The sequence below is a fragment of the Ventosimonas gracilis genome (assembly GCF_001580025.1).
Lineage (GTDB): Bacteria > Pseudomonadota > Gammaproteobacteria > Pseudomonadales > Pseudomonadaceae > Ventosimonas > Ventosimonas gracilis.
In genome coordinates this window covers 1-17,999 of sequence record NZ_LSZO01000163.1, presented here as the reverse complement: position 1 = coordinate 17,999, position 17,999 = coordinate 1, and the positions used below count along the sequence as shown (strand labels likewise).

Here is a 17,999-nt window from a genome sequence, read left to right as displayed (position 1 = left end):
TTAAGGCTTCCTTAGCGCCAGTTGGCGGTTTTTTTCCAAGTCCATCCGCGCCAGTAAAGGTTGACTGCGCTGCAAAAAGCGCTGTTTTTCCTTGCCAACAATCGGGTCGGCGGTCGGCAGTTTGTGCGACAAAGGGTCAACGTGCACGCCGTTTACGCGAAATTCGTAGTGCAGGTGCGGGCCGGTGGCAAGGCCGGTCATGCCGACGTAACCGATGATTTGTCCCTGCTGCACGGATGCGCCGGTGCGCATGCCTTTGGCAAAGCTGCGCATGTGGCCGTACAGGGTTTGATAGTGCTTGCCGTGTTGAATCAGGATGTAGTTGCCGTAGCCGTTATTCTTTCCGGCAAACAGGATTTTTCCGTTGCCGGTTGCCTTAATGGGCGTGCCTTGGGCGGCGGCGTAGTCCACCCCTTTATGAGCACGGATACGGTTCAAAATCGGGTGCTTGCGCCCCAAGGAAAAGCGCGAGCTGATGCGGGTAAAGTCCACCGGCGTGCGGATAAAGGCTTTGCGCGTGCTGCTGCCATCGGCGCGGTAATAGCTGGCCTGCCCGCGTGCATCGACATGGCGCACGGCGGTATAGATTTTTCCGCGATTGATAAAGCGGGCAGCGAGGATATGGCCTATGCCGACTTCTTCGCCGTCTACCCGCTTTTGCTGATAAATCAGCTCGAACTCATCGCCGGGCTGAATATCGCGGGCAAAGTCGATGTCGTAGTTAAAAAGATTGGCCATATTCAGCGCCAAAGCGTAAGAAAGCCCGGCGGCGCTGGCGTCTTCCAGTAGGGATTTTTCGATAATGCCGTGCGCGTAACGTTCTTCAATCTGCGCTGCGGTCAGCTTGCGTTCAAAGCTAAAGCCGTTTTCCGTTTTATCCACCACCAAGGTTTCCAGCGCAGACAATTTGCTGGAAAGACCAAGCAGTGCGCCTTGTTCGTCCAAGGTAAACTCCAGCACCTGGCCGATATTAAGGCGTGAAAAACGCTTGGCTCCGGCGCTGCTGGCAAGTACCTGGCTTAAATCGTTGGCACCCAAGCCAACCTTCGCAAACAGGGTTGATAAGGTGTCGCCCTTGGCAACGGTGAGACTGTGTTTAAGCGGCTGTTCTTTTTGTTTTTCGTCGATTTCGGCAAGTGACGCAGAGGCTGTCTCGCTGGCGGCCTCTACCGTGGCCTGGTTGTTATCGTCATCATCAAGCAGTGGGTCATTAGCGTCAGCAAGATTTTGCCCGGGGTCTACTGTGCTCTGCCCGCGATAAGCGGCGACTTCTTTACTGGGGAATACAAAAAAAGCCAGCGCCAATAAAAAAAACAAGGTGCAGGCGGTGAATAAATGACTTTTGGGATAGGCCTTAGTAACTGTTTTTATACTGCTCATAATGATACTGTTTCACTAAATAACACAGAAAAAGTGACAAAATACAGGTAAAGAAAACCACTAGCAAGTCGTTTAACCTGTTTTCTGGCATTTTTATGCGGGCGACAAGCTGTCGCAGTGACTGCGTTTGCCGCTTGAGCAGGTTATCCTTGGCGGCTTGTAATCACCCGGCAATCTTGTAAGTAAACAACCCTTTACGCAGGGCGACCTAGAGTACCTTTATGCTGTCCATTGATGAGCAACTTGCACTGATTCGACGCGGTGCCGAAGAAATTTTGATTGAATCCGAGCTGATCCAAAAACTGGAGCGCGGCGAGCCGCTGCGCATTAAAGCCGGTTTTGACCCGACCGCAGCGGATTTGCACTTAGGGCATACCGTGTTACTTAACAAGCTGCGTCAGTTTCAGCAGTTGGGGCATCAGGTTATCTTCTTGATTGGCGATTTTACCGGCATGATTGGCGACCCCAGCGGCAAGAGCGTCACCCGCCCGCCGCTCACTCGTGAACAAGTGCTGGCCAATGCCGAGACCTACAAATCGCAGGTTTTTAAAATCCTCGACCCGCACAAAACCGAGATTGCCTTTAACTCCACCTGGATGGATGCGCTTAAACCTGCGGATTTTATTCGTCTGGCCGGGCAATACAGCGTGGCGCGTATGTTGGAGCGCGATGACTTTGCCAAGCGCTACCAAAGCGGCCAATCGATTGCCATTCACGAATTTATCTACCCGCTGGTGCAAGGTTATGACTCGGTTGCGTTACGCGCCGATGTGGAGTTGGGCGGTACTGACCAGAAATTCAACCTATTGATGGGTCGTGAACTGCAACGCGCCTATGGGCAAGCGCCGCAGTGCGTGCTCACCATGCCGCTGCTGGAAGGTTTGGATGGCGTCAAGAAAATGTCCAAATCGCTCGGCAACTATATTGGTATTGATGAAGCCCCCGGCACCATGTACAGCAAGCTGGTCTCGCTGCCGGACAGCCTGATGTGGCGTTATTTTGAATTGCTGAGTTTTCGTTCGATGGAACAAATCGAAGGCTTTAGGCGGGATATTGCAGCGGGTGTCAATCCGCGCGACATCAAAATCAAGCTGGCTGAAGAATTGGTTGAGCGCTTTCATGGGGCAGAAGCCGCCGCCAATGCGCACCGCGCGGCGGGCAACCTTCTAAAAGAAGGCGAGCTACCGCACGATTTGCCACAAATCACCCTGACCAGTGCCGAAGCCTTGCCGATTGCTGCCGTGCTCAACCGCGCAGGTCTTGCCAAAAATGCAGCCATTGCGCGGGATTTATTAAATGCGGGCACAGTGCGTATTGATGGTGAGGTGGTTTCTCGTGATTTTATCTTTGCGGTAAGTGCTACCCATTTATGCCAGGCGGGAAAGAAAGCCATTGCTCGCATCAGCCTTAAACCTTAAATAACGGATTGTCCGTGCTTTTGTGTTATGCCATTTTTATGGATTGTTATGGTTGAGGCTATAACAACAAGGAGGTTGTCAACCGGTAACGGTGGCCTATCATTGGCTCTTGGGCAGTATTGCGGCTGATCGTTTTTTAATTGCGCGACTACAAAAAACAAAGGAATGTTTGGTATCAATAGCCTTTCTTTGACAAGGGGTTTACCTTGCTTTTTAAGTTCAAGCACAGCCTGTCGCTTAAGCTGCTTCGCGTGGTATTGCTGGTCGCCTTGCTGGTGGGCTTGGCACTGGGCTGTGGGCAAATCCTGCTTAATGTGTTTTCGGTTAAGAGCAATATCAATAACGAAGGGCAACGCATTATTGATATGTTTCTCGCCTCTTCGACCCAAGCCGCCTACGATTTGGACAAAAAAAGCGCCCTGCGCGTGGTGGAAGGCTTGCTGAAAAATGAAGCCGTGCGTCAAGCGGCCATTGTGATTGGCAACGAACAAAATAAGGATAAGGAAATACTGGCGCAAAAGCAGCGCGACTTGGTGCAGATGCAAACACGCTGGTTAACCGACCCGGTATTGGGGCAAGAAAAGCAAATCCAAAGACCGTTAAAAGGGCATCTGCCCAATAACGATGCGGACTATTACGGCGAGCTAAGCATTACCTTGGATACGGCGTTTTTTGGTCAAGCCTTTGTCTATAACTCCATCATTATTTTGATTTCCGGCATTGTGCGTTCTCTGGTGCTGGGCGTATTGCTCTACTTGATTTATCACTGGATGTTGACCCGACCGATTGTCAGGTTAATCCGCCATCTATCCAATATCAACCCGGACCACCCCGGCGAGCGTTTATTGCCCATACCCAAAGGTTATGAGCGTAATGAACTGGGTATTTGGATTAACACCGCCAATCAGTTGCTCTACACCATTGAACGCAACAACCGCCTGCGCCGCGCGGCGGAAACCAGCCTGCAACGCATGGCGCGGCACGACTTTTTAACCGGATTGCCCAACCGCCAGCAGTTGCAGCGTCGCCTTGACGGCATTTTGAGCGAGGCTCGCCGCAATCAACGGCTGGTGGCCGTGTTTTGCTGCGGTCTGGATGACTTTAAAAGCATCAACGAGCAGTACAGCTATCAAAACGGCGACCGTCTGCTGCTCGCACTGGCCGACCGCTTGCGTGGCAATGAAGAATACTTCGGCTCGTTGGCGCGTTTGGGCGGAGACCAGTTTGCACTGGTACAGACCGATATTGAGCATCCTTACGAAGCCGCGGAACTTGCGCAGTTGGTGCTTGATAGCCTGGAAGCGCCCTTTACGCTGGATGCCGAGCAATCGGTAAGGCTGCGCGCCACCATCGGTATTACCCTGTTCCCGCAGGACGGCGAAACGACCGAAGTGTTGCTGCAACGCGCCGAGCACACCATGACGCTGGCTAAAAGCTACGCCAGAAGCGGCTATCAGTTTTATATCGCCAGCGTAGACAGCAAAATACGCAAGCGCCGCCAGTTGGAAAAAGACCTGCACGAGGCGATGGATAAAAAACAGTTGCATCTGGTCTTCCAGCCGCAAGTCGCCTATCCGCATCGGCGCGTGGTCGGCGTAGAAGCGCTGCTGCGCTGGAGGCATCCACAGCATGGCTGGGTATCGCCCGACCAGTTTATTCCGCTGGCCGAACAAAGCGGCCTGATCATTCCCATTAGTGATTGGACGCTCGAACAATGCTGCCGTCAGTTACGTCAATGGCACAAAAGCGGATTTTCGGGTCTGCGCATGGCGATTAACCTGTCCACCGTACAATTGCGTCACGTCGGCTTGCCGCAGATAATCAGCCGCCTGATGCAAGACTATCAATTGCCGCCGGGAAGTTTGGAATTGGAAGTAACGGAAACCACTCTGATGGAAGATATTGATGCCGCTGCGGAGCATCTGCGCGGGCTGCGTAAAAGCGGGGCGCTGATTGCCATCGATGATTTTGGTACCGGCTATTCTTCGCTCAACTATCTACGCAATCTACCGCTCGACAAAATCAAAATCGACAAGAGCTTTGTGCAGGACGTACTGGACGATGAAGATGATGCGACCATTGTGCGCACCATTATTCAGTTGGGTAAAAACTTAGGCATGCAGGTGATTGCTGAAGGCGTGGAAACCCGCGCTCAGGAAGCCTATATCATTGCCCAAGGTTGTCATGAAGGGCAGGGCTATTTGTACAGCAAGCCCTTGCCTGCCGAAGAATTGGCCACTTGGCTGAAGCAGCTCAGCAGCAAAAAACAACAAGGGCTAGTAAAATGAAACCACAGGAACAGGTTATGCAGCAGCGGCACCCACCTCGCATCAAACGACACCAATTGCCTTACTACCTTCAGGTATTTAACCGTAAGACTGACCAGCCCATTGGCTATATCGGCAATATTTCAGCCGATGGCCTGCTGCTGATTAGCCATTTGCCGATGTTGGTGGGTGGGTATTTTGATTTGCGCATTAAAATCCCCACTGAAGCGGGTATTGAATGGGTTGATTTTTCTGCAACCTGCCAATGGAGCCGCCGCGACATCAGTCCGGACAGCTATGATTCGGGCTTTTCACTGGTCGCACCGCCCGCCCGCTACCTCGATATGATGGACGCGCTGCGCCAATACTTTAGCTTTGACCATTAACCATTATTTCCTAACCGCGATTCACTCAATCCATCATCATGACCACCCGCATCCTTACCGGCATTACTGCCACCGGCACGCCGCACCTTGGCAACTACGCCGGCGCCATTCGTCCGGCTATTCGCGCCAGTCGCAATCCCAATACGCAAGCCTTTTTCTTTCTGGCGGATTTGCATGCGCTGGTCAAGTGTGAAAGCCCCGAGCGCGTGCAGCGCTCCCGGCTGGAAATTGCCGCCAGCTGGATTGCCTGTGGTCTTGATACCGCGCGAGCGACCTTTTACCGCCAATCGGATATTCCCGAAATCAGCGAGCTGAACTGGCTGCTCAGCTGTGTCGCCGCCAAAGGGCTGCTCAACCGCGCCCACGCCTACAAAGCCGCCCAAGATAAAAACCGCGCCGCAGGCGGCGATGAAGATGCCGGAATCACTATGGGGCTATTTAGCTATCCGCTGTTAATGGCCGCCGATATTCTGCTGTTTAGCGCCGAACAAGTGCCGGTCGGGCGTGACCAAATCCAGCACGTGGAAATGGCGCGCGACATCGCGCAGCGTTTTAACTATCTGTATGGCCAGGGTAGGGCGCTGCTGACTTTGCCCGAAGCCATCGTTGAGCAAAGTGTTGCCACCTTGCCTGGCCTTGATGGACGCAAGATGAGCAAAAGCTACGACAATACCATCGCGCTGTTTGCAGACCCCAAGTCGATGAAAGCAGCGATAAAACGTATCCAGACCGATTCGCGTGCCCCCGGCGAGCCAAAAGACGCACAGGGCAGCCATTTGGTCACGCTCTATCAAGCCTTCGCCAACCCCGAACAACTTGCGCAGTTGCACACCGACTTACTGGGCGGCTTGGCTTGGAGCGAGGCCAAGCAACGCTTGTTTGAGGTGTTGCAAGCGGAACTGGGCGAAGCACGCGAACGCTATCAAGCGCTGATAGCAAAACCCGATGATTTGGAAGACATCCTGCTGGCAGGCGCGGCCAAGGCACGACAAGTCGCTCGTCCGTTATTGGATGAATTAAAACAGGCGGTGGGCTTGCGCTCGTTTCAAACGGCGCAGGCAAGTGCCCGTCCTGCGGGCAAACCCGCCAGCAAAAACAACGGCGTGCGCTGGGTCAGCTTTCGTGATGACGATGGGCGTTTTCGTTTTCGTCTGCTCGATAAAGACGGGGTATCTACCCTGCTGCTGTCCGCACCCTTTGCCGATGGCAAGCAGATGGGTGAAGTGATGAAAATGCTGCAAAACACCAGCAATCCCGCGGAGCTTGAGTATCAGACAGCCGGTGATGGTTGCAGCCTTTATTGGCGCGGTGAAGAAATTGGAGGTTTCGCGGACTTGGGTCATTTGCAAACCATTTTGCAGGTTCAATTAAAACCCGCTAACGCATCATTTCCTTAACCGTTTTTTGCAGCTCGCGCAGTTCGTTTTGTCTGGCTTCAATCCGTGAAGCCAGCAAAAAGTTCGTTCCAGCACGGCGTTTGGCGAGTTCAATCTGCTCCAGCGCCTGTTGGTAATCGCCGGTCAGTGCAAAGTATTCCGCGCGGGCTTGGTGCAGGGCGCTGATATTGCCAGCCAGTCCGTGCGCCTCAGCGCTTTGATACCAAATATCCGGGTCGTTGCTTCGGGTTTTCAGTAACTCATCCAGCACTTTTTCCGCCAAAGCGGGCTTTTGTTGTTTTAGCAACAAATCGGCTTGCGCTTGTTTTAGCGGGTAATTATCGGGAAAGGACGCAAGCAGCGGCGTTAAACGCTTTTCGGCCATATCCAAGCGGTTTGCCGCCATATCCAGCTCAATTTGCGCCAGATTAAAGGCGATATTCTCTGGTTGCTGTTGCAGCAGCGGCGCGAGTGCTTTGCTGGCCTCTTCAATTTGCTGATTTTTGGCGAGCGATAGTGCAAGGCCATAACGCGCGGCCTGATTATCCGGCTGTTCGCTTAAGGTCGCGGTAAAGCGCTTGAGCGAAATGCCTGGAGTTTCTTCGTAATAAAGCTGCATGCGCGTGCGCACCAGTTGGTAGGCGAGGCTGTCCTGCTTGCCTTGCGGCGGATACTGTTCGGCGCGGCTGAGCGTATCGGCAATGCGGTTTTCGGTCAGCGGGTGGGTCAGCAGAAATTCCGGCGGACGGCTGGCATAGCGGTATTGGCGCAGCAGGCGACCAAACATCGCGGGCATGGCTCGCGGGTCGTAACCGGCGCGTTCCAGATTAAGCAGACCAAAACGGTCGGCCTCCTGCTCGTTTTGCCGCGAGAAGCGCATCTGTTCCTGAAAAGCCGCCGCTTGTGAGGAGACAATGGTCGCCATGCCCAAATCCCCAGCGCCCGCCGCCGCTGCGACCACGCCCGCGAGCAATGCGGCCAGCATGGGAATTTGCATGCGCTGCTCGGCTTGCAGGCGGCGGGCAAAGTGGCGTTGTGACAAATGTGCCAGTTCGTGCGCCATGACCGAGGCGTATTCGGCTTCCGTTTGCGCGGTAATAAAAATCCCACCGTTCACGCCAACCAGTCCGCCGGGGGCGGCAAAGGCGTTGAGCTGCGGGCTATCGATAAAAATAAAAGACAGGCGGCGGTCTTGCAGGGCGCTGGTCTCGGCCAGCCGGTAAACGCTGCTCTCGACAAAATCTTTAAGCAGCGAGTCATGCAACTGCTTGACCTGCCCGCGCAGCAGGCTAAGCCAAGCATGCCCCAATTGGCGCTCCTGCTGCGGGGAAACAATACCGGAACTGGCATCTCCCAGCGACGGCAAATCACCGGCCAAAAGCGCGGCGGGATAAACCAGTAACAGCACGAACAGCAGCGCAGCTTTTGCATGGGAAGGCACGGGATAAATTCCTAAGAAAGCAGCTAAACAAGGCTTACGAGTGTAACGCAGATTGCACCGGCTGCCCCGCTGTACCCCCATCTCCTGCCATAGCACCTTAAGTTTTACAAAGGCAGGTGCAAGGCTCGCCGCAGTGCTACCATTGGCGAGGCTGGAAATTACTAAGGGACGGAGCTGTGGCGACTGTGACTTTTGATGCGCTGAAGTTTGTCGAAACACTGGAAAGTACGGGCATTGACCGCAAGCAGGCGGAAGCCTTCGCTAAAGCGGTGCGTCATTCGCAAGAAGAGGCTTTGGCCGATTTTGCCAAGACGGCGCAGGAAGCCAGTGTTCGCGCTATTAGTGAAGTAGACAGCAAAACAGAAAAGGCGCTGATTAAGCTGGAAGCCAAATTCGACAAACGTTTTTCAGAAACGGATGCAAAGATTGACAGGCTGGAACAGCGCTTGGATATGCGGATAGACAGCATACGCAAGGACATTATTATCTGGCTCGGCGGTTTGCTTATCGGCGGCTTTGTGATGCTCGGCGGGATGCTGGTTAAGCTGTTGCCCTGACCTTTCGTTTTGATCGTCTTATCCGCCACCCGTCTTCGCGGGGCTTTTTATCGGGGGAAGGCTAATTAGCCTTCCTTTTTTATGCAAGCAATGTGATTGTTTGCTCCCCCCGCCCGCTTGCGGGAGAGGGCAAAGAGATCACCACTAATGCGCTGAAAATATTTCCTCCAGTAGATTATTCATCGCCTGATAAGCGCGTCTGGCCACGATAGGATGATATTCATTACTACCGGGATTATTGGCATCGGGGTCAGTAAAAGAATGCACCGCGCCGCCGTAGCTAACCAATTGCCAGTCCACCTTGCCCTCTCGCATTTCAGCAATAAAGCCTTCGACCTGAGCGGGTGGTACGGCCGGGTCATCCGCGCCATGCAGCACCAGAACCGGCGCTTTAATATTGGCTGCATCGGCCGGATTGGGCGTATCCAAATTACCGTGGAAGGACACGAAAGCGCTCAGTGCTGCGCCGGAACGCGCCAATTCCAGCACTGCGCCGCCGCCAAAGCAAAAGCCAATCGCGCCCATTTTCCCCGCCAAAAGCGGCGCTTTGTCCTGTGTTTGCAGCAGGTTTGCTGCGGCTTGCAGGCGGCGGCGCAGCGCGGGAATATCGCTGCGTGCTTTGCCCACGGCGGCGCGGGCTTCGCTGGCATCGCTTGGGCGTACATCCTTGCCGTACAGGTCAGCCACAAAAATCACATAAGTGGAACCTGCAATCAGCTTGGCTTGTTCCACCGCAGCGGCAGTAACACCCAGCCAATTGGGTGCCATCAACAGGGCAGGGCGGGCGTTATTAACCGCATCGTCATAGACCAAAACGCCTTCAAAAGCGTTGCCATCGACTTGATAGGTCAAATTATCGGTACGCATGGCGGCCTCGCTAAAAGTGGCCCATGCCAATAATAAAGTCAGTAATGTCTTGTTCATCGGCGTTCTCCATATTCGCAGCCGCTGACAGGATTACAAGACAGGCGGTTATTTTGCCCGTCTGAAGTCGAAAAACGGCTGATTTGATTCCAGCCAAAACGGCGGCTGATACCGCTCCAAACCTTTCCGTCGCTGGAAATTCCGCTAAAAAACTGCAAGCGCCCGTACTCGCTGTTGGTTTGTACCCAATAAAGGCCGCTCGCACCCTCTTGTCCACGCAAGAATAAATCCTTGCCCTGCTGCGCCATTGCATAATAACCGCCTGCGCCATCGGTGCAGCGCAATAAACGGTCGCTGTAAATACAAGCCGGCTCAGAGGAAAATGCCACTATCGGCAATGCCAGCAAGCCAAGCCAAAGTATCGGGCTTTTCATGTTATTTATTGTGCAGTGCTCCAATCAATTAAACTCAGTTGCCAGGTCAATAAAATGAACCCGCCAAAAGCAATGCGATACCAGGCAAAAGCGGCGTAACTGTGATTGGCAATAAATTTAAGCAGGCTGCGCACGGCAATCATGGCAAAGATAAAGGAAGTGATAAAACCCAGTATAAATACCGGCAAATCATCGAGCGTAAATAATTCACGGTATTTATAGCCTGAATAAACCGCCGCGCCCAACATGGTGGGCATGGCAAGAAAAAAAGAGAACTCGGTCGCCGCTTGTCGTGACAGACCAAAGAGTAATCCGCCAATAATGGTGGCTGCCGAACGTGAAGTGCCTGGAATCATCGCCAAACACTGCGCAAAGCCGATTTTCAGTGCATCCTGCCAACTCATATTATCGACTTGCTGGCAATGCACCTGATGCTTGCGCCGTTCTGCCCACAGCATAATAATCCCGCCAATCACCAGCGCACTGGCAACGGTTATCGGATTAAATAAATACTGATGGATTAAATCCGCAAACAATACGCCAAGTAGTGCTGCCGGTAAAAACGCGATAAACAGGTTGAAGGTAAAACGCTGCGCACTGCGCTCACCTGGTAAATCCATCACCGTGCTTAGAATTTTACGGCGAAACTCAAATACCACGGCCAGTATTGCCGCGAGTTGAATAATGATATTAAATGCGTTCGCCCGCTCGCCGGTAAAATCCATTAAATCGGCCACGATAATCTGATGGCCGGTACTGGAAATGGGCAAAAATTCGGTTAAACCTTCCACCATGCCGAGCAGTAATGCTTGCGCGGCAGTCCATAAATCCATGCCTATCCTCTTGGGTTAATTTAGCGTGATTTAAGCGCGGTTAATGCGGCGGTATAATCAGGTTCATTACCTAATTCAGCGACTAATTCACTGTGCAGCACGCGGTTTTCTTCATCTAGTACCAATACTGCACGAGCACAAAGGCCGCGCAGTGCACCGCTAGTAATGGCAACGCCGTAATTGCGGGCAAATGCGGTGTCACGCAGGGTAGATAAACACTGCACATGGCTTAAACCTTCGCTGGCACAAAAACGCGATTGGGCAAAGGGTAAATCGGCGGAAATACAGAGCACTACTGCGTTACCGTGCGCCGCCTCTTCGTTAAAGCGGCGAACCGAAGTGGCGCAAGTCGGCGTGTCGATGCTGGGGAAGATATTGAGCACTTTGCGCCTTCCGGCAAAATCCTTAAGCGTGACATCGGCCAAGTCTTTATTGACCAAACTAAAAGCCGGTGCGCTTTGGCCAACTTGGGGCAAAGTGCCGTCAATTTGCAGCGGATTGCCGCGCAAGGTGATGGACGTCATGGCCAAACTCCTTTTTAGTTAAAAAATGGACGTTGAGTTAACCACGCCATGCGGCAAATGTCTTGCCTGATTTTTAGCGCCCCCGTAAGATTGCCCGCCTTGCTTTTGGCAACATCAGCAAAGCGCCCATAGCTCAATCGGATAGAGCACCCGCCTTCTAAGCGGGCGGTTGCAGGTTCGAGTCCTGCTGGGCGCGCCAGTTTTACCCTCTCTCCGCCCTCTGGGGCGTACAAAAGCCTGTCGATTGCGACATGGCACCGCCTGCCTAAGCCGCCTTTGGCTTGCTAAAATTGTTCACATTTTTTAAGCGGAAAACGGCTATGCAGGGGCGTGATGAGCGCATGAGTGCAGGCGAAACACGGGGAACCGCCGCGCTGGCGCTGGTCTTTGCCTTTCGCCTGATGGGCATGTTTATGGTGCTGCCGGTGCTCGCCACTTACGGTATGGAGCTGCCGGGCGCGAGCGCAACCTTGATAGGCTTTGCCATTGGCGGTTACGGGATTTCCCAGGCGCTGCTGCAAATTCCCTTTGGCATGCTTTCAGACCGCATCGGCCGCAAGCCGATTATCTACGCAGGTCTTTTATTGTTTTTGGCCGGTTCCGTGCTGGCGGCCAATGCCGAAACCATCTGGGGCGTGATTGGCGGTCGAATAGTGCAGGGCGCGGGTGCGATTTCCGCGGCGGTGATGGCGCTGCTGGCTGATGTCACGCGCGAGCAGCACCGCAGTAAGGCAATGGCCATGTTTGGCATGAGTATTGGTCTCGCTTTTGCCGTAGCAATGGTCGCAGGTCCCTTGCTGGCGAGCGCTTTTGGACTTTCCGGCCTGTTTTGGGCGACCGCGCTTTTGGCCTTGCTCGGTCTGTTGATTGTCGCCTTGTGGGTGCCCACACCCGCCAAAGCGCAGCATTTGCGCGAAACGCAGCTAGCGCGCAGTAACTGGCTGCCGACTTTAAAGCACCCTGAGTTACTGCGCCTTAATCTGGGGATATTCAGCCTGCATGCCGTATTGATGGCGACCTTTGTCGGCTTGCCACTGGCCTTGGAAGGCGCCGGAAAGCTGCCGCGCGAACAGCACTGGTGGGTTTATCTTTCGGCATTGTTGATTGGTTTTTTTGCCATGCTGCCGTTTTTGATTGTTGCCGAAAAAAAGCGGCAAATGCAAAAGGTGCTGCCTTTGAGCGTGGTTCTTTTGTTAGGCTGTGAGCTGTTTTTCTGGGGCTTTGGCTCAAATCTGCAAAGCTTGGTCGCCTGCGCGGTGCTGTTTTTTACGGCGTTTAATCTGCTGGAAGCCTCGCTGCCCTCACTGGTCAGCAAACTCGCCCCGCTGGGCGGCAAAGGCACGGCAATGGGCATTTACGCAACCTGCCAGTTTTTGGGTATAGCCATTGGCGGCGTACTGGCGGGCTGGCTGCTCTCGCACGGCGGCACGGCGGCGGTGTTTTGGGGTGCGGCGGGATTTTGCGCACTCTGGCTGATATTTGCTGCTACCATGCAAACGCCGCCCTATGTCACCAGCCTGTGCCTGCCGCTTTCACCCGTAGCGCTGCAAGACAGCAGTCTTCAAGCACGTTTGCGCAGATTGCCCGGCGTTGCCGATGTCTTGCTGGCGACAGAAGAAGCGGCGCTTTATATCAAAGTGGATATTCAACAAACTCAGCGAAGCACTATCGAACAAATGATTGAAGCCGCTTCGTCAAATGCGAAAAAACCAGTCTGGGAGAAATAAACATGGCGCGTGGGGTCAATAAAGTCATTCTGGTCGGCAATGTCGGCGGCGACCCGGAAACCCGCTACCTGCCCAACGGCAACGCCGTCACCAATATCAGCATCGCCACCAGCGACAGTTGGAACGACAAGCAAACCGGCCAGCGCCAAGAACGCACGGAATGGCACCGCGTGGTGTTTTTCGGCAAGCTTGCGGAAATTGCCGGTGAATACCTGCGCAAAGGCTCGCAAGTCTACGTGGAAGGCCGCCTGCAAACGCGCAAATGGCAAGGCCAGGACGGGCAAGACCGTTACACCACCGAGGTGATAGTCGATATCGGTGGGCAAATGCAGATGCTGGGCTCTCGTAATGACGACGGCGGCAACCGCCCGCCCGCCGCCCGTCAATCGCCGCCGCGTGAAAATCGCCCGGCACCTGCTGCCGCCCAAAGGCAAGCGCCCGAACCGCCACCCGCTGCCGATTACGACAGCTTTGACGACGATATTCCGTTCTAATCGCCTCCTCCCGCATGCGGGCGAGTCAATCAGCGCGCCTTGCTTGTACCCTCTCGCCCATTTATGGGAGAGAGGGGAGGGTATTTTTTAACCAATCCAAAATATCGCGCAGTTGTTCGGGGCGCACTTCATGCCCCATTGGGTAGTCGCGCCAGTTTGCTTTTATGCCTTGTTCGCTGAGTTTGTCGTAGACAGCACGTCCCATGCTGATGGGCAGTACGGCATCTTCGCTGCCGTGCATGCACAGCACCGGCAGGTTTTGCTTGCTTTCAGCAAACTGAGTTTCGGCATTAAAGGTCGGGGCGTAGGTCGATAATGCCAGTACGCCCGCGAGCTTTTCGTCAAAGCGCAGTAGTGCCGTGTGCAGGACGACCGCGCCGCCTTGGGAAAATCCGGCTAAAACAATGCGTTTGCTGTCTATGCCGCTTTGTTGCTGGGCGTTTATCAGCGCGATAAGGGTTTCACTGGATGCTTCCAAATCCGCCGGGTTAATGGCGCGCTCGCTGCCGTCGAGGGCGAGGATGTCATACCAGCTTGGCATGGCGTGACCCATGTTAAAGGTCACTGGACGAGTGGGCGCTTGCGGCAGGATAAAGCGGGTGCTTGGCAAATGTTGTCCCAGCAAACGGGCGACCGGTTCAAAGTCAAAGCGGTCTGCGCCCAGGCCGTGTAGCCAGATAACGGCGGAGTCGGCGGGTTGGCTGGGTTCGATAATCAGAGGTTCGGTCATGGTTTGTCCAATAGCAAAAGCCCCGCGCAAAGGCGGGGCAGGGTGGTTGGTGGAATATCGTGCGGTGTTTTGCCTTCCCCAGCCCTTTAGACTTCCAGTGCCGGGATTTTCGCTTTGGCGGCGGATTCGCGAAAGTCTGCAATCTGGTCGAACGACAGGTAGCGATAGATGTCGGCCGACATGCTGTCAATATCGCGGGCGTACTCCAGGTACTCCGCAACCGTGGGCAGTCTGCCGATAATCGAGGCGACCGAGGCCAGCTCCGCCGAGGCCAGATAGACATTGGCACCGTCGCCCAAGCGATTGGGGAAGTTGCGCGTGGAGGTGGAAACCACCGTGCTACCGGCTTTGACCCGTGCCTGGTTGCCCATACAGAGCGAGCAGCCGGGCATTTCCATCCGCGCACCGGCTTTGCCGTAGATGCTGTAGTAGCCTTCTTCGGTCAGCTGATGCTGATCCATCTTGGTCGGCGGTACCAGCCACAGGCGCGTAGGAATGCTGCCTTTGACTTTTTCCAGGAGTTTTCCGGCGGCGCGGAAGTGGCCGATATTGGTCATGCACGAGCCGATAAACACCTCATCGATGCTATCGCCTGCGACTTCGGATAAAAGCCTAGCGTCGTCCGGGTCATTGGGCGCACAGAGAATGGGCTGCGTGACTTCGGCCAGGTCAATCTCGATAACGGCGGCGTATTCGGCGTCGCTATCGGCTTCGAGCAGTGTGGGTTTGGCCAGCCAAGCCTCCATCGCGCGGGCGCGGCGCTCGATGGTGCGGGCGTCGCCGTAACCTTCGCTAATCATCCAGCGCAGCAAGGTGATGTTTGAGCGCAGGTATTCGGCAATCGCTGACTCCGGCAGTTTGATGGTGCAACCGGCGGCCGAACGTTCGGCAGAAGCATCGGACAATTCAAAAGCTTGCTCGACGGTTAAATCGTTTAAGCCTTCGATTTCCAGAATGCGACCCGAGAAGATGTTTTTCTTGCCCTGTTTTTCCACCGTCAAAAGACCCGCTTTGATGGCGTAGTAGGGAATGGCGTGCACCAGGTCGCGCAGGGTAATGCCGGGCTGCATCTTGCCTTTAAAGCGCACCAGAACGGATTCGGGCATATCCAGCGGCATCACGCCGGTAGCGGCGGCAAAGGCGACCAGGCCAGAGCCTGCCGGAAAGGAAATCCCCAGCGGAAAGCGCGTGTGCGAATCGCCGCCGGTGCCTACGGTATCGGGCAGCAGCATGCGGTTCAGCCAGCTATGGATAATGCCGTCGCCCGGGCGCAGCGATACGCCGCCACGGTTACGGATAAAGTCCGGCAATGTGTGCTGGGTTTGTACGTCAATCGGTTTGGGATAGGCCGCCGTGTGGCAGAACGACTGCATCACCAGGTCTGCGGAAAAACCCAGGCAAGCGAGGTCTTTCAGCTCATCTCGGGTCATCGGACCTGTGGTGTCTTGGCTGCCGACGGTGGTCATCTTCGGCTCGCAGTAAGCGCCCGGGCGCACGCCGCGTCCTTCTGGCAGGCCGCAAGCGCGACCGACCATTTTTTGTGCCAGGGTAAAGCCTTTTTGGCTTTGCGCCGGATGTTCCGGCTGCTGGAATAAATCCGACGGAGGCAGATCTAATTCAGCGCGGGCTTTTTCAGTCAGGCCGCGGCCGATAATCAGCGGGATACGGCCACCGGCGCGTACTTCATCGAGCAGTACCGGGGTTTTCAGGGCGAAAGTGGTAATCACTTCGTCCGAATTGTGGCGACAGACTTTGCCCGCAAAAGGGTAAACGTCAATCAGATCGCCCATCTGGAGGCCGCTGACATCAAATTCAATCGGCAGCGCACCGGCATCTTCCATGGTGTTGTAGAAAATCGGCGCAATCTTGTTGCCAAAGCAAAAGCCGCCGGTGCGCTTGTTCGGCACAAACGGGATGTCCTCGCCAAAGTACCAGAGCACCGAGTTGGTGGCGGATTTACGTGAAGAACCGGTACCGACCACATCACCGACATAGGCGACGGCAAAGCCTTTGGCCTTGACCGCTTCGATTTGTTTCAGCGGGCCGACGCTGCCGGGCTGTACCGGTTCGATACCTTCACGCGCCATTTTCAGCATGGCGAGCGCGTGCAGGGGAATATCCGGGCGCGACCAGGCGTCCGGCGCGGGGGACAGGTCATCGGTATTGGTTTCCCCAGGCACTTTAAACACGCACAGGCTGTATTTTTCGGCAATCGCTGGGCGACTGGTAAACCACTGCCCGTCTGCCCAAGACTGAAGAACGGCTTTGGCCTGTGGATTGCCCGCTTTGGCGCGTTCGGCGACATCGTGGAAGGCATCGAACATCAAAAGCGTGTGCTTAAGCTGCGCGGCGGCCTCTTCGGCCAATTCGGTGTCATCCAAAAGTTCCACCAAAGTGGCAATGTTGTAGCCGCCTTGCATGGTGCCGAGCAATTTAACCGCATGTTTTTTATCAAGCAGCGGGCTGCTGGTCTCGCCCTTGGCAATAGCCGATAAAAATCCGGCTTTGACATAAGCGGCTTCATCCACGCCCGGCGGGACGCGGTGGGTAATTAAATCGAGCAGAAAATCGGCCTCGCCAGCCGGTGGATTTTTTAGCAGTTCGACCAAGGCAGCAGTCTGCTCAGCGGACAGCGCTTGCGGTGGCACGCCAAGCGCTGCGCGTTCTTTTACGTGGTTACGGTAGGCTTCAAGCACGGTTATTACCCTCATCAACAGTCCCAAGGGGTTCGGGACATCAGTTAAAAGCCAAAAAACTCCGCCACCGCGTCGCCTTGTGGGTGAAAGGTGGGGTTTTCTGACCCGTTGTCAGGCATGTCAGGTTTGCAAAATGTCCAGCAAAGTGCCAAAGCACCGTTATGCAGGTATTGCGCCCGCCAAAGCCGCAAGATTTTAGCGCAAGGCGGCATAAAGCCCAAATTGACTTATGATGATCGCGTTTTCTTCGCACTTAATGCCCTATGTCTGCCGTTTCCCCCAAAACGCCCTGTGTTGGACTGTGCTCGACCGTTTACGGCGATTTAATCTGCCGCGGCTGCAAGCGCTTTCATCATGAAGTGATTGGCTGGAACGGCTACAGCGACGAACAAAAACAGGCGGTGTTGCAGCGTTTGGACAGACTGCTGGCACCATTAATCGAGCGGCGTTTTGAGTTATTCGATAGCGCACTTTTGCAAAAGCAACTGGTGCAGCAAGGCATTCGTTTCTGTGCGGCCCAATCGCCTTACTGCTGGGTTTGGTCGCTGCTCGCCCGCCGTGCGCGGCAGATAGCTTCACTTGCCGATTACGGCTTGGCGCTGCGCCCATCCGTACAGCATCAGCACTTAGCGGAACTGTATCAGGCGATTGAAACGGAATTTTTTGCGTTGTCTGAGGCGTATTACCAGCGCTACCTTTCCCCCAGCCCGTAGGTGGGGGAGGGCAGTAAAAACGCATTGACACGCGAATCGCGCGGCGGCAACGCTCAGAAGAATATTTAGATAGGGTCTTAGGAAGCAAACATGTTTTTATGGCATGATAACTTCCTGATATGACTGGTAAAAATAGGTACTTCAAACGTTCGAAAATCA

General features: G+C 54.5%; 16 protein-coding genes and 1 tRNA gene. 9 read left to right on the top strand and 8 right to left on the bottom strand.

Translation table 11 applies throughout. The features are described 5' to 3' along the window. Window positions 1–1,380, bottom strand: coding sequence for a peptidoglycan DD-metalloendopeptidase family protein (locus AXE65_RS08075; protein ID WP_068390625.1), 1,380 nt, complete (start codon window positions 1,378–1,380; stop codon window positions 1–3). 221 nt (window positions 1,381–1,601) lie between these two features. Between AXE65_RS08075 and tyrS the strand changes: the two genes are divergently transcribed. The 4 genes from tyrS (at window position 1,602) to AXE65_RS08055 (ending at window position 6,848) form a co-directional block, all read left to right on the top strand. Then, window positions 1,602–2,798, top strand: coding sequence for a tyrosine--tRNA ligase (gene tyrS, locus AXE65_RS08070; protein WP_068390623.1), 1,197 nt, complete (start codon window positions 1,602–1,604; stop codon window positions 2,796–2,798). 206 nt (window positions 2,799–3,004) lie between these two features. Continuing rightward, complete coding sequence (locus tag AXE65_RS08065; RefSeq protein ID WP_068390620.1) at window positions 3,005–5,086, top strand: putative bifunctional diguanylate cyclase/phosphodiesterase; 2,082 nt, start codon at window positions 3,005–3,007, stop codon at window positions 5,084–5,086. Beyond that, window positions 5,083–5,451, top strand: coding sequence for a PilZ domain-containing protein (locus AXE65_RS08060; protein ID WP_239685052.1), 369 nt, complete (start codon window positions 5,083–5,085; stop codon window positions 5,449–5,451). Before AXE65_RS08065 ends, AXE65_RS08060 begins: the two co-directional genes overlap by 4 nt. Before the next feature lie 38 nt (window positions 5,452–5,489). Further along, window positions 5,490–6,848 (top strand): tryptophan--tRNA ligase, encoded by a 1,359-nt coding sequence (locus tag AXE65_RS08055; protein WP_068390617.1) that lies wholly within the window; start codon window positions 5,490–5,492, stop codon window positions 6,846–6,848. On the opposite strand, the gene AXE65_RS08050 is transcribed toward AXE65_RS08055, so the two are convergent. Beyond that, window positions 6,829–8,268, bottom strand: a complete 1,440-nt coding sequence (locus AXE65_RS08050) for a M48 family metalloprotease (protein ID WP_439144676.1) — start codon at window positions 8,266–8,268, stop codon at window positions 6,829–6,831. The two genes, AXE65_RS08055 and AXE65_RS08050, sit on opposite strands and share 20 nt — an antisense overlap. Window positions 8,269–8,444: 176 nt before the next feature. Here AXE65_RS08050 and AXE65_RS08045 point away from each other — a divergent pair, with 176 nt between their 5' ends. Next, complete coding sequence (locus AXE65_RS08045; protein ID WP_153015425.1) at window positions 8,445–8,825, top strand: CCDC90 family protein; 381 nt, start codon at window positions 8,445–8,447, stop codon at window positions 8,823–8,825. 144 nt (window positions 8,826–8,969) lie between these two features. Here AXE65_RS08045 and AXE65_RS08040 read toward each other — a convergent pair whose 3' ends face one another. The 4 genes from AXE65_RS08040 to tpx are packed head-to-tail and all read right to left on the bottom strand — an operon-like array spanning window position 8,970 to window position 11,480. Continuing rightward, the gene (locus tag AXE65_RS08040) at window positions 8,970–9,749 is read right to left on the bottom strand and encodes a dienelactone hydrolase family protein (protein WP_068390611.1); all 780 of its coding nucleotides are present in this window, start codon (window positions 9,747–9,749) and stop codon (window positions 8,970–8,972) included. After that, window positions 9,746–10,123: a hypothetical protein gene (locus tag AXE65_RS08035; RefSeq protein ID WP_068390608.1), complete on the bottom strand. Its 378-nt coding sequence runs from the start codon at window positions 10,121–10,123 to the stop codon at window positions 9,746–9,748. The genes AXE65_RS08040 and AXE65_RS08035 overlap by 4 nt, the downstream gene beginning before the upstream one ends. 5 nt (window positions 10,124–10,128) lie before the next feature. Continuing rightward, complete coding sequence (locus tag AXE65_RS08030) at window positions 10,129–10,956, bottom strand: undecaprenyl-diphosphate phosphatase (protein WP_068390606.1); 828 nt, start codon at window positions 10,954–10,956, stop codon at window positions 10,129–10,131. Between the two features lie 20 nt (window positions 10,957–10,976). Next, complete coding sequence (tpx, locus tag AXE65_RS08025; protein ID WP_068390603.1) at window positions 10,977–11,480, bottom strand: thiol peroxidase; 504 nt, start codon at window positions 11,478–11,480, stop codon at window positions 10,977–10,979. Window positions 11,481–11,602: 122 nt separating this feature from the next. On the opposite strand from tpx, the gene AXE65_RS08020 reads away from it, so the two are divergent. The 3 genes from AXE65_RS08020 (at window position 11,603) to ssb (ending at window position 13,701) form a co-directional block, all read left to right on the top strand. After that, window positions 11,603–11,679: transfer RNA gene (locus tag AXE65_RS08020), tRNA-Arg, on the top strand. Between the two features lie 121 nt (window positions 11,680–11,800). Next, the gene (locus tag AXE65_RS08015) at window positions 11,801–13,207 is read left to right on the top strand and encodes an MFS transporter (protein ID WP_068390600.1); all 1,407 of its coding nucleotides are present in this window, start codon (window positions 11,801–11,803) and stop codon (window positions 13,205–13,207) included. A 2-nt stretch (window positions 13,208–13,209) separates the two neighbouring features. Continuing rightward, window positions 13,210–13,701: a single-stranded DNA-binding protein gene (ssb, locus tag AXE65_RS08010; RefSeq protein WP_068390596.1), complete on the top strand. Its 492-nt coding sequence runs from the start codon at window positions 13,210–13,212 to the stop codon at window positions 13,699–13,701. A 61-nt stretch (window positions 13,702–13,762) separates the two neighbouring features. Here ssb and AXE65_RS08005 read toward each other — a convergent pair whose 3' ends face one another. Both AXE65_RS08005 and acnB read right to left on the bottom strand, forming a co-directional pair. After that, on the bottom strand, window positions 13,763–14,431 hold the full coding sequence (locus AXE65_RS08005) for an alpha/beta hydrolase (protein ID WP_068390591.1): 669 nt from the start codon (window positions 14,429–14,431) through the stop codon (window positions 13,763–13,765). 86 nt (window positions 14,432–14,517) lie between these two features. Then, window positions 14,518–17,127 carry a bifunctional aconitate hydratase 2/2-methylisocitrate dehydratase gene (gene acnB / locus AXE65_RS08000; protein WP_068390589.1) on the bottom strand — a complete coding sequence of 870 codons (2,610 nt, stop codon included), beginning with the start codon at window positions 17,125–17,127 and terminating at the stop codon, window positions 14,518–14,520. A 263-nt stretch (window positions 17,128–17,390) separates the two neighbouring features. Here acnB and AXE65_RS07995 point away from each other — a divergent pair, with 263 nt between their 5' ends. Beyond that, the gene (locus AXE65_RS07995) at window positions 17,391–17,840 is read left to right on the top strand and encodes a DUF1289 domain-containing protein (protein ID WP_068390586.1); all 450 of its coding nucleotides are present in this window, start codon (window positions 17,391–17,393) and stop codon (window positions 17,838–17,840) included. Window positions 17,841–17,999 lie beyond the last annotated feature (159 nt).

Excerpts from the sequence above, each read along its gene's own strand:
- AXE65_RS08060 (WP_239685052.1), top strand. The coding sequence starts at position 5,083 with ATGAAACCACAGGAACAGGTTATGCAGCAGCGGCACCCACCTCGCATC.
- tpx (WP_068390603.1), bottom strand. The coding sequence starts at position 11,480 with ATGACGTCCATCACCTTGCGCGGCAATCCGCTGCAAATTGACGGCACT.
- ssb (WP_068390596.1), top strand. The coding sequence starts at position 13,210 with ATGGCGCGTGGGGTCAATAAAGTCATTCTGGTCGGCAATGTCGGCGGC.
- AXE65_RS08040 (WP_068390611.1), bottom strand. The coding sequence starts at position 9,749 with ATGAACAAGACATTACTGACTTTATTATTGGCATGGGCCACTTTTAGC.
- AXE65_RS08015 (WP_068390600.1), top strand. The coding sequence starts at position 11,801 with ATGCAGGGGCGTGATGAGCGCATGAGTGCAGGCGAAACACGGGGAACC.
- AXE65_RS08030 (WP_068390606.1), bottom strand. The coding sequence starts at position 10,956 with ATGGATTTATGGACTGCCGCGCAAGCATTACTGCTCGGCATGGTGGAA.
- AXE65_RS08055 (WP_068390617.1), top strand. The coding sequence starts at position 5,490 with ATGACCACCCGCATCCTTACCGGCATTACTGCCACCGGCACGCCGCAC.
- AXE65_RS08035 (WP_068390608.1), bottom strand. The coding sequence starts at position 10,123 with ATGAAAAGCCCGATACTTTGGCTTGGCTTGCTGGCATTGCCGATAGTG.
- tyrS (WP_068390623.1), top strand. The coding sequence starts at position 1,602 with ATGCTGTCCATTGATGAGCAACTTGCACTGATTCGACGCGGTGCCGAA.
- AXE65_RS08005 (WP_068390591.1), bottom strand. The coding sequence starts at position 14,431 with ATGACCGAACCTCTGATTATCGAACCCAGCCAACCCGCCGACTCCGCC.
- AXE65_RS08075 (WP_068390625.1), bottom strand. The coding sequence starts at position 1,380 with ATGAGCAGTATAAAAACAGTTACTAAGGCCTATCCCAAAAGTCATTTA.
- AXE65_RS07995 (WP_068390586.1), top strand. The coding sequence starts at position 17,391 with ATGTCTGCCGTTTCCCCCAAAACGCCCTGTGTTGGACTGTGCTCGACC.